This window comes from Nostoc sp. JL34, assembly GCF_017114945.1.
GTDB lineage: Bacteria > Cyanobacteriota > Cyanobacteriia > Cyanobacteriales > Nostocaceae > Nostoc.
The window spans coordinates 58,588-73,473 of the sequence record NZ_JABXKQ010000131.1; the positions used below are offsets into that span (position 1 = coordinate 58,588).

The 14,886-nt window shown below is 41.9% G+C and carries 16 protein-coding genes; 3 read left to right on the forward strand and 13 right to left on the reverse strand.

Annotation, left to right across the window (positions count from 1 at the left end; all coding sequences use genetic code 11):
- The 4 genes from HWQ44_RS23615 to rplU form a co-directional block, all read right to left on the reverse strand.
- The gene (locus HWQ44_RS23615) at nt 1-609 is read right to left on the reverse strand and encodes a thioredoxin family protein (protein ID WP_292723798.1); all 609 of its coding nucleotides are present in this window, start codon (nt 607-609) and stop codon (nt 1-3) included.
- Between the two features lie 114 nt (nt 610-723).
- The gene (locus HWQ44_RS23620; RefSeq protein ID WP_292723801.1) at nt 724-1,065 is read right to left on the reverse strand and encodes a hypothetical protein; all 342 of its coding nucleotides are present in this window, start codon (nt 1,063-1,065) and stop codon (nt 724-726) included.
- Between the two features lie 1,240 nt (nt 1,066-2,305).
- A complete protein-coding gene (gene rpmA, locus HWQ44_RS23625) occupies nt 2,306-2,602 on the reverse strand; it encodes a 50S ribosomal protein L27 (RefSeq protein ID WP_069071599.1) in 297 nt (98 codons plus the stop codon).
- A 29-nt stretch (nt 2,603-2,631) separates the two neighbouring features.
- Entirely contained in the window at nt 2,632-3,039 is a 408-nt protein-coding gene (rplU, locus tag HWQ44_RS23630; protein WP_292723833.1) for a 50S ribosomal protein L21, read from the reverse strand.
- Between the two features lie 572 nt (nt 3,040-3,611).
- Between rplU and HWQ44_RS23635 the strand changes: the two genes are divergently transcribed.
- A complete protein-coding gene (locus HWQ44_RS23635) occupies nt 3,612-3,845 on the forward strand; it encodes a Nif11-like leader peptide family natural product precursor (protein WP_292723804.1) in 234 nt (77 codons plus the stop codon).
- Nucleotides 3,846-4,144: 299 nt separating this feature from the next.
- Nucleotides 4,145-5,239, forward strand: coding sequence for a nucleotidyltransferase domain-containing protein (locus HWQ44_RS23640; RefSeq protein WP_292723806.1), 1,095 nt, complete (start codon nt 4,145-4,147; stop codon nt 5,237-5,239).
- 53 nt (nt 5,240-5,292) lie between these two features.
- Here HWQ44_RS23640 and HWQ44_RS23645 read toward each other — a convergent pair whose 3' ends face one another.
- Both HWQ44_RS23645 and bchI read right to left on the reverse strand, forming a co-directional pair.
- A complete protein-coding gene (locus tag HWQ44_RS23645) occupies nt 5,293-5,589 on the reverse strand; it encodes a hypothetical protein (RefSeq protein WP_196529220.1) in 297 nt (98 codons plus the stop codon).
- A gap of 168 nt (nt 5,590-5,757) precedes the next feature.
- Nucleotides 5,758-6,882 carry a magnesium chelatase ATPase subunit I gene (gene bchI, locus HWQ44_RS23650; protein WP_099099330.1) on the reverse strand — a complete coding sequence of 375 codons (1,125 nt, stop codon included), beginning with the start codon at nt 6,880-6,882 and terminating at the stop codon, nt 5,758-5,760.
- A gap of 365 nt (nt 6,883-7,247) precedes the next feature.
- Between bchI and HWQ44_RS23655 the strand changes: the two genes are divergently transcribed.
- The gene (locus tag HWQ44_RS23655; protein ID WP_292723816.1) at nt 7,248-8,540 is read left to right on the forward strand and encodes a glycoside hydrolase family 10 protein; all 1,293 of its coding nucleotides are present in this window, start codon (nt 7,248-7,250) and stop codon (nt 8,538-8,540) included.
- 111 nt (nt 8,541-8,651) lie between these two features.
- Here the strand turns inward: HWQ44_RS23655 and HWQ44_RS23660 are convergent, their stop codons facing one another.
- The 7 genes from HWQ44_RS23660 to HWQ44_RS23690 form a co-directional block, all read right to left on the reverse strand.
- Nucleotides 8,652-9,335 carry an ATP-dependent Zn protease gene (locus HWQ44_RS23660; protein WP_292723818.1) on the reverse strand — a complete coding sequence of 228 codons (684 nt, stop codon included), beginning with the start codon at nt 9,333-9,335 and terminating at the stop codon, nt 8,652-8,654.
- Between the two features lie 185 nt (nt 9,336-9,520).
- Nucleotides 9,521-10,366, reverse strand: coding sequence for a GNAT family N-acetyltransferase (locus tag HWQ44_RS23665; protein ID WP_292723820.1), 846 nt, complete (start codon nt 10,364-10,366; stop codon nt 9,521-9,523).
- Between the two features lie 116 nt (nt 10,367-10,482).
- The gene (purU, locus tag HWQ44_RS23670) at nt 10,483-11,358 is read right to left on the reverse strand and encodes a formyltetrahydrofolate deformylase (RefSeq protein WP_292723822.1); all 876 of its coding nucleotides are present in this window, start codon (nt 11,356-11,358) and stop codon (nt 10,483-10,485) included.
- Between the two features lie 28 nt (nt 11,359-11,386).
- A complete protein-coding gene (locus HWQ44_RS23675; RefSeq protein ID WP_292723824.1) occupies nt 11,387-12,010 on the reverse strand; it encodes a DUF4340 domain-containing protein in 624 nt (207 codons plus the stop codon).
- A gap of 342 nt (nt 12,011-12,352) precedes the next feature.
- Complete coding sequence (locus HWQ44_RS23680) at nt 12,353-14,050, reverse strand: Gldg family protein (RefSeq protein WP_292723835.1); 1,698 nt, start codon at nt 14,048-14,050, stop codon at nt 12,353-12,355.
- Nucleotides 14,051-14,065: 15 nt separating this feature from the next.
- Complete coding sequence (locus tag HWQ44_RS23685; RefSeq protein ID WP_292723826.1) at nt 14,066-14,227, reverse strand: hypothetical protein; 162 nt, start codon at nt 14,225-14,227, stop codon at nt 14,066-14,068.
- Nucleotides 14,228-14,345: 118 nt separating this feature from the next.
- The coding region (locus tag HWQ44_RS23690; protein ID WP_292723827.1) for an ABC transporter permease subunit at nt 14,346-14,886 on the reverse strand (541 nt) is incomplete at its 5' end.

The following is a 14,886-nucleotide window of genomic DNA, read 5'->3' on the forward strand; positions in this document are numbered from 1 at the left end:
CTACCCCAATAGCTGGCGGATAGTTTGCTCTATTTTTTCGTATGCCCCTTCACCAACATGGTCATATTGCAACAAGCCTTGACGGTCAGCCAAAAACATGTGGGGCCAATACTGATTTTCGTAAGCGTTCCAAGTTTTATATTCGTTATCAACTGGAACCGGATAAGTAATTTGGTGTTGTCGTAACGCCTTTTTTATATTGTTCGTATCTCGCTCAAAAGCAAACTCTGGTGTGTGGATACCAATTACCTTGAGTCCTTGCGACTCATACTGCCGATGCCATCTTGTGATGTAGGGTAGTGTACGCTGGCAGTTAATACAAGCAAAAGTCCAAAACTGTATTAGAACAACACTGCCTTTGAGGTCAGCTATTGACAAAGGTGTAGAATTAAGCCACTGACTTATCCCCTGAAACTCTGGCAAACTCTTGGCTGCGGGAGGTTTCACTGCAATAGTTTCCGAGTCTTGCGTATTGTTCCGATTTGCAGGAGATATAGAAGGGGCATTCACTTTTCTGAAGTTGGAAAATGTTGTAGCTGCACCAATTCCAACAACCCCTAACCCAAGATAAAAAAGTAACTGACGTCGGCGAAGCAGGTTGTGATTCATCAGAATTTTTCCTGTTGAGATCAAAGCACCAAAGTATAGGGATTGGAATCAGGATTTTCCTGGTTTACCAGTCCCTAGTACCCAGTACAAGAAAAGTGAGATGCAAAGCTGTGGCTAGGGCTTGGTGGAAGCAGGCGATTCTTTCATCGCGTCACCCGCTTTATCTTTACCCATCGCATCTTTGCCCATTACATCGCCGACTTTATCTTTACCCATCGCATCTTTGCCCATTGCACCACCGGCTTTATCTTTGCCCATCGCATCTTTGCCCATTGCATCGCCGGCTTTATCTTTACCCATCGCATCTTTGCCCATTGCATCGCCACCTTTGTCTTTACTCATTGCAGGAGAGGCTTCAGGAGCAATTTGATTGTTGCTTGCAGGACTGCTAGAGCAAGCAGTGAGACTGGTAGTTAAAATCAGACCAGCAATTAAAGAAAGTGTTTTCCAGTTCATAGTCTTCTTTCGTCCTTTGGATAGTTCTTTTTGTATTGATCGATCAGATGAAACTAAGCTACAAGCAAGATTCATCAAGGCTATTGGGGTAAAGAAGACGCCTTTTTGTAGAGGACTCCATCAGACTCTTGCTACTGCGTAGCTTGCCACCGTAGGCATCGCATCTACGTTGCAATCAAATAACGCCTTCGGTTTTAACACAACTTGGAATAATAGTAGTAAAAGCGATCGCAACTCTTGTTAACCATGACTTTTGATACTAAAGTCTACGTGTGGCGGAAGTCAAAGCATTTATCAGCAAAAGCTTTGGGAACATTCAGCAAGACCAACAAGGTGATAGACAGCAATCTTAAGTTGTAAGTACTCCACGAACCAAGGTAAAACTTATGAGTAGAGGGCTAGTTTCATTTATTACTTCTGATGTTTGAGTTATCCCGAACATCCAAAGTATCTCTGTTAGGACTGAAGCCTATCTGAAACGAAGCCATGATTTTCATAAATTTATCCCTTGAGAAAATTTAGTTAATTCTCAGCATTTTCTCAGGTATTCATGGTAGCTCAAAGCAACAGCCTCATTTAAGTACTCTCTCAGCTAAACCTCATTCTGAAGTGAATGAACGCAATTTAGCATAATGAGCAATATCTTTATTGCACTGATGTTATTGTAACTAGACCCAAAAGACCGCATCGCCTAATCCATAGAGTTTCAGAAGAAACAATATCTCTGGTTGGCTATCTTGTAGAACATCTAATGCAATCATCCAAAAGCAACTGGCGTTCACTCAGGGGACGTTTCACAATTAACCCTCTATTCTTCCCACCACCAATCTGAGTACAGATTTGGTGGTGGGAGGAATGGAGATTTGAGATGAATAACCTTTGCGCTTTAATACTTCTGGAACAAAGCGACTTTTAAATAACTGCTGGGAATATTTATGCAAATCTGATTATCACATCAGCACTAACTAGCGAGTAGGGTGGGAATAATGCCATAGGTGTCAAGTTAAGCTCAAACTTCCTATGTCAATAAGCATTTATGCTTAACAATTTGGTTTGAAAGGGACAAAAAACGAACTTTTTCAGGGACTATTAATGCTTTGTTTATTAGCATCACTCCCAGCTTGCGTATAAAAGTCAGAAAAAAGTTCACCTTTATACTTCGTTCCTAACAAAACCTATCGTTGACAAATGGGTTTTAACCTTAAGTTGACACTAATGGAATAATGCCCACCCTCACACTCTAACTTGCTACTGCCTCAGCAGGGGCTGCCTCAACAGCAGTTATGGGTAAATAAACACTAACTTTTTTACGGGTTTTGCCCTTTCTCTCAAACATTACAACACCGTCAATTAAGGCAAACAAAGTGTCATCGCTACCAATACCGACGTTGTTACCAGGGTGGAATTTGGTACCGCGTTGACGGACGAGAATATTTCCTGCACGTACAACTTGACCGCCATAACGCTTGACACCCAGACGTTGGGCATTAGAATCACGACCGTTGCGTGTACTACCTGTTCCTTTCTTATGAGCCATGATTTCCTCTTGTGTATCTACTTCTTTTATTATTCAGCAGCGGTTTCAACTTCTTCGGCAGCAGTGTCATCTACAACGGGGGTTTCCTTCTCCGCTTCTCCTTGGGCAGCAAACACTGCACCGTTAAGAGTGATGGAGTCAATCATAAGTCTGGTAATTTCCTGACGATGCCCCCGCTTTTTGCGGGTTTTCTTTTTCGGCTTCATTTTGTATACCAGAACTTTACGACCTCGGAAATGCCGCATTACAGTCCCTTCTACAGTCGCACCTGTCACTAGTGGTTGTCCAATAGTGACTTCGCCATCATGCTGCACGAGTAATACGGCATCTATTGTAACTTTTTCATCTGGTTCGGTCGTAAGCAGTTCAATGTCGTAAAACCGCCCTGGCTCTACTCGTATTTGTTTGCCGCCAGTTTCAATAATTGCGTAGGTCATGAAATTGTCCTTGAGGTTGCCGTACAGGTAGCTGGTTTTTATCTCTTGTAGAGATGCTTTTGCCAGCCTTTGTAAAATGTCTACCTGATCCGAGCAGGAATTAGACTGACAATCTAACATACTATTTTATTAACAGTTGTCAAGTCAAGCTCTAACAGGATTTTTGGGTTTGGCATTGCTGTCTGGTCAGCCTAAAAATGAAAAATCAGCTAATTACTCTGTCTGTTTGCTCATTTTCTCATTTTCTAAGAGTGGGGAGGAATTAGCCAACGGTCGTCATGGGCGTAGGCGTAGCCCACCCGCACTAATGTAAATTGCATTTACAATAAGTCAAAACAAATACTTTTTAGATAAAAATTGCTACTATCTTAGGGCTGAATCTATCAAAACTTAACATTAGTTAGTATTAGTTGAAAAGTTATATTTTTTCTCAAAATCAACAAATTTTTCTTATTTGTTTTAAGATGAAATATAAGGTGTCTTATCTAGAAATTCTTTACAAAAGTTAGTGAATCCTCAAGAGTTAAACTATCACATTCAAACCTGATATTTCAAACAGGAGATTGATTGTCATGACACAGCAAAATGCTGCCCGACTTTTTCAAGCTATAAAACAAGATCAAGCGTTACAGGAAAGACTCAAAGCAACAGCTGATCCAGAAGCCTTCATCAAAATTGCTCAAGAGCGTGGCTATGATTTCACTGCCAGAGAACTAGACAGTGAGATCAGCAAATTATCTGAAGAAGATTTAGCCGCCATTCTCAATCCAGGATGGGGGACTAGACGCCACATTTATCCTAGATAATTCCTGTTTTAGGAAACCGAAAGTATCGGAACAACTGAATTGACAAGTTTTGCTCCTCAAGGGGATAGCCTTGCATCATCTCCTTTAGGGGCATTCTTATTAAACGCAAGGTTCAGACCCCGACTTTTCAAAGAAGTCGGGAATTTTGTTGTTAACGAATGATTAAGTACGGCTATTCTGTACTCATCTTTGTGTTGTGGCAGGATCTATGCAATAACTGAAGAGAGTTAAAAATCTCTCCATCTCGCCACTTGTTGAACTCATGAGTTAGTATGACTATATTTTAATCATCAGGTGAGATGAAAAGAATAGAAGTTGAGCAAAGAACTATTTTAATTGGTTTGGCAGGTAGCCACGGCTATGGTTTAAATCGTCCTGATTCAGACTTTGATTATCGAGGAGTCTTTATCGCACCCAAAAGGTACTACTTGGGATTTGATTGCATAGAACAAAAAGATACTGGTTGGGATGAACCAGGAATATTTCCATTCGTGGATGGCAACAAAGACACGGTTATATATGAATTAAGAAAAATCCTCCAGTTATTAGCTGGCGCCAACCCCAATGTTTTAGAATTACTCTGGTTAAATAAATATCCTTTTTTAAGCCCAGAAGGACAGCATTTAATCGACCATAAACAATTATTTTTGAGCAAGAAGGTAAAACATACTTATACTGGTTATGCCTTTGCCCAAATCAAAAAGATGGAAACTCATCGGAAGTGGTTGTTAAAGCCACCGCAAAAAAAACCGATACCATCTGACTTCGCCATAGAAGACGAAGCACCTCTGGGCAAAGATGAGCTAAATGCTTTTCTGGAGTATCTTTATAACTTAATCAGAGGACGGATTGAGTTTTTGGAAGAAGCAGAACAATTATATCAATTGCTAACAGCAGATATTGATTTTAAAGGAGTTTTAAAACAATATACTTTCCCCGATGAAACTTTGGAATATACTCAAAAGTTAACTAATAGCCGTAAAGATTTTATCCGTCTGCTTCAGAAAAGTCAAAGCTATCAAATAGCTTTAAGAGAATGGAAGGCTTACTTATCTTGGCAGGAGAATAGAAATCCTGCTAGAGCAGAAATGGAAAGAAAGTCGGGTTTTGACCTCAAACATGGAATGCACTGCATTAGACTGTTACGCAGTGGAGTAGAAATATTGCGGCGAGGTGAAGTGATTGTAGATAGGAGAATAGCTGGTGACGTTGAGGATTTAAAAGCTATTTTAAAGGGTGATTATTCTTATGAGCAGGTGATGAAAATGGCAGAAGATTTGGTCACCGAAATGGATATTGTTTGCGAACAATCTGCCCTACCTCATAAACCTGATTTAGAGCAAGTTAATGAGTTGTGTATGGAATTGGTGGAAATGCAAGGATGGAGTCATTAGTCATTAGTCATTAGTCATTGGCTGTGAACAAATGACAAATAACAAATGACTAACTAGAGAGTGTACATTAAGTCAGCAAAGCCATAGAGGCTGATGATGAGTAATAGAGATGCTGTTAGTTGGGTAATTCGCGTCTGGGGTGAGGGGGCGATCGCTTCCCGCACTAAGATGGAAATAGATGCCCCAACTACTAAGCTCAAGCCTAAGATTAAATAGGGTCTGTCGGGTAAAATACTGGCTATTGCCAGCATTGCGATCGCTAATAAGAGCATCAATAATTCTACAAACCTGGGCGGGTTGTATTGGCTAGATAGAACAAAGCTGTTGAACCAAAAAGACCAAAATCTCATATTTAGTGCTGAGTGCTGAGTTAGGAGTTAGGAGTTAGGAGTTATATATAGTCATTGCTGAGTGAGGAATGAAACAAAATTGTGAGATATGAAGCAGCTTTCCATTTAAAACTCTTAACTGTTAATTCTTCACCGGAGGCGGAGCGTTTCCGGCTCCGCTCCTAACTTTTAACCTCTAGCCCCTAACTTTTGACCTGTGCCGTTCTTTTGTGCAGTATCACTTTCTGGTAGTTCAACGCCAAAGATGCGGCTAAAAACTTTGGCGACTTTATAGCCAGAATCAATTGATTCTAAGGGGTCTTTCCGCAGTCTGTGACGCAAGCATAGCGTAATTACACGATGGATATCATCAACTGTAACTTCAGTGCGTCCTTCATAAGCTGTTAAGGCTTTGGCAGCACGGTTACTAACAATGTCACCCCGCAAACCATCAACATCCAGTTCTGAACAGACTTCAGAAATTTTTACCCTTAGATCGTAGTCAAGTTTCACCTCTGGCAAAAGCTGTTGAGCATTGACAATTTGCTGTTGTAATGCTTCTTGCTGGGGTTTATAATTTTCCAGAAATACGGGAGGGTTTTGGTCAAAATCCGCTCGTTGTTCTACGATTTGCACCCGTAAGGCTGGCTCTTTGACTGTGTGAATTTCTGCGTGCATCCCAAAGCGATCAAGTAATTGGGGGCGTAGTTCACCTTCTTCGGGGTTTCCAGAACCCACAAGCACGAAACGCGCTGGATGACGGATAGAAATACCTTCCCGTTCTACAGTGTTCCATCCACTGGCAGCGGAATCGAGTAACACGTCTACAAGGTGGTCATCTAGTAAGTTGACTTCATCCACATAGAGAATGCCTCGGTTAGCCTTTGCCAGCAGTCCCGGTTCAAAAGCTTTGACACCTTCAGATAAAGCTTTCTCAATGTCGATTGTGCCACAAACTCGGTCTTCTGTAGCTCCTAGCGGCAGGTCTACCATTTGAACTTTTTTGTGAGCTACGGGAATTTCCGCGCCTTGTTCTAACAGTTGGCGGACTTCATCGCTCATCAAGTCGGGGTCGCTAGGATCGCTACTGAAGGGGTCATTAGCAACCACAGAAATTTCTGGCAGTAGATCCGCCAGCGCCCGGATAGTTGTGGATTTCCCGGTGCCGCGATCGCCCATGATCATTACACCACCAATTTTGGGGTCAATCACGTTCAATAGCAACGCCAGTTTCATTTCTTCCTGGCCCACAATTGCCGTAAAAGGAAATACTACGCGACGCGCACTGGCCGTGGATTGAGCAGTTGGACTCACTAAATTACCTTAACAATATTTTTCTTATTACAGTTATTTATTGTGACACAGGTAGGGCGTGGGGGAATGTGAAGATCGGGAGCAGAGGAGGCAGGGGAGCAGGGGAGCGGGGGAGAAGTTGTAGTAAGTTTTTCCCCTCTGCTCCTCTGCCCCTCTGCTCCTCTGCCCCTCTGCTCCTCTGCCCCCCTGCCTCTTTTAAATGCCCCATTCCCCATACCAATATCTATTGGGCACAAATGCTTATTAGCTGCGTCAACTATCTTAATTTGTCTGCTTTAGTTTTTCTGGTGCAAAAGTTCCATAAGCAGGGAACGAACAACTACCAACTAATCAATCTGTGGTAAGCATAAATACTTGTAAACTAGATGGTTAGTAGATTCAATTATAAAAACGAGCAATGGCGTGTGTGGGTAGCGAATGCATCATTCAAATCTATGAAATCATCTTTTATTGTTCAAAGTTGGCGGCGACCGCTCAAGTGTCTTTTTCCCCTTCTCATTTTAATATCCTTTGTTACGGTGTTACTGGTAGATAGTTTTACCCCTGCGATCATCGAAGGTATGCGCTTCAGTGCGATCGCACAGATACCCCGTCAGGAAATTCGCGGGGTTTGGATGACCACTAATGATTTTGACACCCTCAAGAGTCGAGACAAAGTGCAGGATGCAGTGAGTCAACTGCGACGGATGAACTTCAACACAATCTATCCTGTGGTGTGGAATTCTGGCTATGTGATGTATCCCAGTGCCTTAGCACAACGTGCAGGGATTCAACCTTTTGTCTACAAAGGTTCAGATGGACATGATATTCTGGCAGACCTCATCACTCAAGCTCATCGCAAAGGATTGCTGGTAATTCCCTGGTTTGAGTTTGGTTTCATGGCTCCCCCAACCTCAGAACTGGCACTGAATTACCCGGATTGGTTCACACAAAAGCGGGATGGTAGCCAAACTTCAAACAGTGCGGCTGGTGAGGTGATGTGGCTCAATCCGTTCCATCCACAAGTGCAACAATTCATCACCAATCTTGTGCTAGAAACTGTTACCCAATATGATGCCGATGGCATTCAGTTTGACGATCACATGAGTTTGCCCCACGAGTTTGGCTACGATCAATATACAGTTGCCTTGTACACCCAAGAAACCAAAAATGCTCCCCCAAATAATCCCCAAGATGCAGCATGGGTAAAGTGGCGGGCAGATAAAATTACGGCTTTCATGGTACAACTTAACCAAGCGGTAAAGCAGAGAAAACCCCAGGCGATTTTCTCCGTTGCTCCTAACTACTATGATTTTGCTTACAAGTTTCACCTGCAAGATTGGCTGACTTGGATGCGGCAAAATATTGTCGACGAGTTAATTGTGCAAATTTATCGTCCGGATCTGAAAAGTTTTGTGGCAAATATTTCCCGCCCAGAAATTCAAGAAGCGCAACAAATAATTCCAACTGGAGTTGGCATTATGACAGGGTTACGAAATAACCCAGTTCCCATGCAGCAAATTAAGTCTCAGGTGCGGGCTGTCCAAGAACGCGGTTTAGGCGTCACCTTCTTTTATTATGAAAGTCTTTGGAACGATGCTCTAGAATCTTTACAAGAGAGACAAGCTGGATTTGAAACTCTCTTTCCATCTCCCGCACTCCGCGCCAGAGTTGAATAATTTTTCTGTTTAAGATGATGTTAATAAGTTCGTAGTAAGGACTTCAGTCCTTATTTTTTTAGCACTAAAGTCCTTACTACAAACTCTTCATTACTAGCTTGATATAACTTTCTACTTCCCACTCCCTACTCCTAACTCAGCATGACAATCTTCTACCGAATTGCGTTGTCTCATGGCATTAACTAAAGCCTCGTAGCTAGACCAATTTTCTTGCAGTAGAGTTTTTGCCTGGAGGGCATGAAACCGCAATTTCTGCTGATAAACTGATTCAGAAAAGCCTAAAATTGTCAAGACTCCTATCAGCTTGCTTTTATCATCAGCTCCACCCTCAGCATTATTAAAAACCAGCGTTTCAGCAGCAATACCCGCCATCCAAACAGTGCAGTAGCGGTCTAGCATTTGGGCGCTGATTTTACCTACTTGTAGTTGAGATGCTAATTCACCATCATCAAAGCTAACGCCGCCTTGCCCAGGTTGCCCCTGTTTCCAGGCTTCCCAAGCGCTGAGTGTGTAGCCAGTAACGGGAATACCCATCAGGTAAGCAACTAAGAAATGTCCTGCTTCATGGTGGATGATGCGATCGCGGTGTTCTTTTGAAAAACCAGCAATCCAATCCAAAAAGATAGTACCACCCTTGCCTTGCAGGCTGAAACTATCTAATGTCGCGATGCCTAAGATGGTGAAGGTAGCAAGTGCTGGTACTGCCGGTGATAAGTTTAAGAATGGTCCTAGCAATACCGATAGGGTCATGAGAAATATAGATATTGCAACTAAATTTAGGCTAGTTTGGCTCATTGAGAGTTTTCTGAGTGCAGCTTAATCTTTCTTTATTATGAGGCAATGTCTATGACAAACTGATACCTGCGATCACAGCACTTGTTAAAAGTCATCAAGTTTGACGCACGCAAACTAATAGAAAAACTCACGCGCTCACAGCGGGATTGTATTATTAGGGATCTAAACAGATTGTTTGTCTGTTTCTAACCTAGTTCCAAACTTGTCACAGCAAAGATGCGATCAAGAGGTAAACTAGGAATTTCTTTAGTGTACATCCGAGCCGTTTGAAAGACTGGCTGGAATTGGTAACGTTGAACTAGGTTAATCGCTTGTACATTTGCATCCGGCACATCAAAAAACACTGGAGCATGAGGATTTTCTGCAAGCAAGGCTTGAAATAATGCTTCAGCAATCTGTTCATCATTAGCAAACAGTGGCCCAATCCGAAAACCTGTATGGGCAGGCCGGATAACTCCGTAACCAACAAGATATCCATTTTTGAGAAATCCGAAAGCAGTACTTTCTGGCTGTTCAATCCAATGTTGCAGAAACACTGGACGCTTAGAAGGAAAAAGTTGGCAATCGTAAGCCACCAACTCTTCAAAATGCACTGTTTTCAGGTCGATGATACCAGCAGGTATAGCACCGCCACTCACCCCTTGATAACGAATATGGTTATAAGCGATTTGGAAACCAGACTTTTTGTAGTTATCTTGTTGAGCCACTACACCATCTAAGCCGATGTTACGGTCAGCACCTAGATAGTCCATTGCTGTCTTCCAAATTTTTATACCCAATCCCTGCCCACGAAACTGGGGTTTCACAATGTAAAAACCTAGAAAGCCGAAGTGTTGATTGTAAGCGACAGCAGAAATGCACCCCACCGGCTCACCATTCAACTCACCCAATAAAAAACCGTTCTTGTCAGTTTGATAAAAAGATTCAGCATCATACCTTCCTGGATTCCAACCTTCGCTTGCTGCCCAAGTAATCGCCAAATCAATTTCCGACCTGTTCATTGCACGGACGATGAAGTTGTCAGGGATCATAATATGTTTTTACTGTCAGGCTGTTAACTATTTAACTTCGCTTTCGCAAACCCAGCGATAACTCTTAATATTTTTATACTGATCTGTTGTAAAATTACATTCCTTTGGAGATAAAATCACTCGAATACTACTGTTCTATTTCCATATACTAATACACGATTTTGCAAGTGCGATCGCACCGCTCTTGCTAATACAACTCTCTCCAAATCTTTGCCTTTTCTCACCAAATCATCAACTTCATCACGGTGGGTAACTCGCACCACATCTTGTTCAATAATTGGGCCTGCATCTAAATCAGCAGTGGCATAATGAGCAGTTGCACCAATAATTTTTACACCCCGTTCAAAAGCTCGGTGATAAGGGTTTGCTCCGATAAAAGCGGGTAAAAAGGAGTGATGTATATTAATAATTTGTGGAAATTGACTAATAAAATCTGCACTAACAATCTGCATATATTTGGCTAATACAACTAAATCTATTTTGTACTGACGGAGTAATTCTAGTTGTTGGGCTTCTTGTTCTGATTTATTATCTTTATTTATGTGAATGTGCTTAAATTCAATATTAAATTGTTCTGCCACTACCTTTAAATTAGAATGGTTACTAATAATTAAAGGAATTTCAGCAATAAATTCTTTAGCGCGTTGTCGCCAAATTAAATCAAATAGACAATGGTCTTGCCGACTTACCCAAATAGCAATGCGTGGTACTGTATCAGAAAAACGTATTTCCCACTTAGCCCTTAAAGGTTGTGCGAACACTCCGTGATGCTTCGCAAACGCATTAAATGCAGGGGCAATAAATTCTCGCGGCAAATTGAACCCATCTAACTGCCATTCAATGCGCGTGAGGAATAATCCAGCAGCAAAATCTGTATGCTGATCTGCATGGATAATATTACCACCATTAGAATAGATGAAATTGGCAAATTTCGCCACCAATCCCCGTTGATCGGGGCAGGAAATTAGCAATGTTGCTGTCGGATTTGTCATAGTAATAGCGCCAGATTTTGAATTATAATTATTTGCTGTTTGTCGGACTCGGTTTAGGAATAATGAGCGGAGGAAGTTTCTGACTATTATCTACAGGTTGTTTCCACTCTGATAATTCCCGATTGACGGCATTTGCAAAATCTGTAGATACCAACAGGACATTTATATTTTCATTGGGTTTTGTTGCCGAGTCAGTTAAAGCATACAAGAAACTACCGTTAAAGTTAGATTTACCTAAAATCAACTGATGGTTTTGTCGGTTTTTCAGGGTGATATTGATAGTTACTTGGGGTTGATCTAAGGCAAATTCTGTAAGGTCTTTTGCTGGAGTTGATAAGGTGCGTTCGCTATTACCTTTAACCAATAAATCCATTAAATAAGAAACAATAGCATCATTTGCTGGCTCTGATATTGGAGATTTGATTAACCACTTGGGGTTACTAGATTCACGGTTACGTTCTAGATTCAAGGTGAGTTTTTTTGTCTTGACTGTTAAAGACTGTACATCATCTTCTCTAAAAGAGAAAATTTGTTGCTTTTGTTCCTTATTTTCTTCTCGCACAGTTGCACCCTGGATTTCAGAGAAGTAAACAAAACCACCTAAACCCAGGGCTAGCAGTATTAAAATTAAAGTCGTTCGCGGCAATTTCATTTTTTAATTATTGGGCATTGGGCATTGGGCATTGAGAATTACTAAAGCAAAAAAATTGTAGGTTGGGTGGAGGCTTTGCGTAACCCAACATCCTGATACCCAACATCCTGATATATGTTGGGTTGCGCTCCGCTCCACCCAACCTACGTCTACGTCTTAGGTGTAGTACAGCTTTGACCTCTCTCCTAAAAGGAGAGAGGCTTTGAATCTTACTCCCCAACGCTAGAAGGGAAGGGGCTGGGGGTTAGGTCTGTATTCCATGCAATTGGGAACCACTATAACTCCAAACTCCTAACGTACAGACGCGATTAATCGCGTCTCTCCAAACTCCTAACTCACTTCTTACCGTCGTTTCCACCAGATAATAACTGCCGCCGCGAACCCAATTAAAGGTAAAACTAACAAAGACGACAATATTAAAAGATTCGCTTGGGTGGTTGTCAGAGTTATCCGGCGATTTTTCGCTTCTTTGGGGCGAATGGAAAGGGGTTGTTGATCCTGTTGACTTAGCCAAGTAACTGAATTGAGAAATACATCTCCATTTAGTTGCTGTTGAAACAAGCCATCGGTGGCGAAGCTAGAATTTCCGAAAACTACTAACCGGGATTCGGTGGCTGTTTGAGATGGGGGAGATGAGGGAGTGGGGGAAGTTTTGCTTTGGGTGGTTGGTGATGGTAAAACTTGCGGAGTCTTGGGAGAGGGTGAAGGAGTAGGGCTAGTTTTGCTTTGGGTGCTTGGTGATGGTAGCGGTGAAGCTTGGGGAGTGGAAGTAGATTTAGCTACTTGTTTTCTGGTTAAAGCAACACCCAAGGTTAGAGGTCCTTTGAGGTCTTTGCCTTCATTAAACTCCAATTTTTCGCTTTGGAGGTCGCTTTCTCCCCAACTGTTAGGATAGGGTTTAGTTCGCAGTAATGGAGTAGCTTCGATACCAGGTACAGAGGTAATTTCCAGTGGTCGGGCTATTGGATAAAAAGAATTACCGTTACCGAAATCTTTGGTAATCGGATGTTGACCGTATTCTGTGACTACAGGGGCAGCAGGGCCAAGTCCCACTACGCTTTCCCCAGAAATATCTACTGCTAAACGATTATCCAGACGAACACCCCACTCTTGTAGCAAGCTGTCAAGTTTGGGGTCGGTATTGGGATCAATCATCAGCAGTAAGTTACCGCCGCGATTTAGATACTCTTGTAAGGCTTTAACTTCACCTTCAAACAATTCTCGTTTGGGGCCGGCTAATATTACAACAGCAGCATCTTGAGGAACTTTGGAAGTTTCTGCTAAATTAAGCGGTGCTGTTGTAAAATTTTTGTCGCCTAATCCTTGAACTGCTTGTGATATTGCACCTTTACCAGCCGAAAGTTGACGTTCGCCATGACCTTGCAGTAAGTAAAGTTTGGCTATTGTGGAATTTGTTAGTTGTTGCAGGCGACTAGTTAATCTGACTTCCGATAAGCGCTGATTTTCATTTACTGTCTGTACTAATTGCCGTTTATCCCCAGATTCTAAATAAACTTCCCCGTAATCTTTAACGCCAAACTTTTCTGCAAGTCCTGGTCTTGCTTGGGGGTCGATGTATTCATATTTAAATTTTGAGCTTTGTCGCTGATAATTTTCTAGCAGTTCTCGGTCTTGGGGATTCTGGTTAATATCAAACACCCACACTTTAACTGGCTGCGGTAAGACACTCACTAATTGCCGTGACTGGGGCGCAAGGGTAAACAATTGAGTTTCTGTTAAGTCTGCCCGCAGGTGGTAGCGAGTGCCTAAAAAGTTAATCAATCCCAAAATTGCTAATACTGCTAGAGTCGCTACTAGGGCATTAGTCCCAGCTTGGGTAGAACGACGTTTCCACCAGTTAGTTTCGTAACTTTGCCATATTATCCCCAATCCACTGATGACAATTCCCGTAATTATAAATACTAATGGGATTAGTCCCCACTGTTCAGAGACTAACCCAACTGTTAAGCCCACAGTAATTAGGAACGGGCCTAACCAAAATAGATATTTCCACAGTTTCTTTTTTGCAACTATTTTCATATAATTTGTCATTTGTCATTTGTCATTTGTCATCTGTCCTTGGTCATCTGGTACATTGCCAATTGAGTTTAGGTAGGAGTTTAATTTGGGTGCTAGTTCGTTGATGATTATTTTGATTGCATTTATCTGTTCGGTAGTTAGAGGATGTTTTAAAAGTGGTTGGCTGTATCTTTGCACTTATTGATCCCCCCTAACCCCCCTTTTTAAGGGGGGAACCGGAATCAAACGTCCATATACTTTTACTTGTCACTAATTTTTGACAAATGACCAATGACAAATGATCAATGACATATAACTACTGCCTTTGAAAGCGCAGTGCATCAATTGATTGAGCGGTGAGAAAGATGCCCAAAAAAATGTAACTGGCAAATAAAATTAAGGTGCTGCTATCGAAAATTCCTTGGATTAAGGTGTTGTAATGTTTCAGCAATGACAGATAACCTAAGGCTTCGCCGACGGGGCCAGGAATAATTTTGCCGATTAAATCAATCAATAACAATAATAAGATTACTGCAAAGGTGAGAACGGCAGAGAGAATTGTGCTGTCTGTTAATGAGGAAATAAACATTCCTATAGATAAAATTGCTGCTGCTAGCAAGATTAATCCAAAATGACCCAGCAAGGGAATTGAGCGTGCCATTGGGGGATTTGAGCCGCTAATTGCGATCGCTTCCAACACTAGCATGGGTACAATCATTGTGATAAAAAATGTTAGCACCCCTAATAACTTACCTACAGCTACCGCCCAATTGGTAATTGGTGACGTGGCTAACAGTTCTAAGGTGCCCCGCTTCCGTTCTTCGGCATAGAGTCCCATTGAAAGTATTGGCAGGATA

What these genes read in the sequence shown, in the direction of transcription:
- HWQ44_RS23615 (WP_292723798.1), bottom strand. Translation starts at nt 609, where the DNA reads ATGAATCACAACCTGCTTCGCCGACGTCAGTTACTTTTTTATCTTGGG.
- HWQ44_RS23620 (WP_292723801.1), bottom strand. Translation starts at nt 1,065, where the DNA reads ATGAACTGGAAAACACTTTCTTTAATTGCTGGTCTGATTTTAACTACC.
- rpmA (WP_069071599.1), bottom strand. Translation starts at nt 2,602, where the DNA reads ATGGCTCATAAGAAAGGAACAGGTAGTACACGCAACGGTCGTGATTCT.
- rplU (WP_292723833.1), bottom strand. Translation starts at nt 3,039, where the DNA reads ATGACCTACGCAATTATTGAAACTGGCGGCAAACAAATACGAGTAGAG.
- HWQ44_RS23635 (WP_292723804.1), top strand. Translation starts at nt 3,612, where the DNA reads ATGACACAGCAAAATGCTGCCCGACTTTTTCAAGCTATAAAACAAGAT.
- HWQ44_RS23640 (WP_292723806.1), top strand. Translation starts at nt 4,145, where the DNA reads ATGAAAAGAATAGAAGTTGAGCAAAGAACTATTTTAATTGGTTTGGCA.
- HWQ44_RS23645 (WP_196529220.1), bottom strand. Translation starts at nt 5,589, where the DNA reads ATGAGATTTTGGTCTTTTTGGTTCAACAGCTTTGTTCTATCTAGCCAA.
- HWQ44_RS23655 (WP_292723816.1), top strand. Translation starts at nt 7,248, where the DNA reads ATGGTTAGTAGATTCAATTATAAAAACGAGCAATGGCGTGTGTGGGTA.
- HWQ44_RS23660 (WP_292723818.1), bottom strand. Translation starts at nt 9,335, where the DNA reads ATGAGCCAAACTAGCCTAAATTTAGTTGCAATATCTATATTTCTCATG.
- HWQ44_RS23665 (WP_292723820.1), bottom strand. Translation starts at nt 10,366, where the DNA reads ATGATCCCTGACAACTTCATCGTCCGTGCAATGAACAGGTCGGAAATT.
- purU (WP_292723822.1), bottom strand. Translation starts at nt 11,358, where the DNA reads ATGACAAATCCGACAGCAACATTGCTAATTTCCTGCCCCGATCAACGG.
- HWQ44_RS23675 (WP_292723824.1), bottom strand. Translation starts at nt 12,010, where the DNA reads ATGAAATTGCCGCGAACGACTTTAATTTTAATACTGCTAGCCCTGGGT.
- HWQ44_RS23680 (WP_292723835.1), bottom strand. Translation starts at nt 14,050, where the DNA reads ATGAAAATAGTTGCAAAAAAGAAACTGTGGAAATATCTATTTTGGTTA.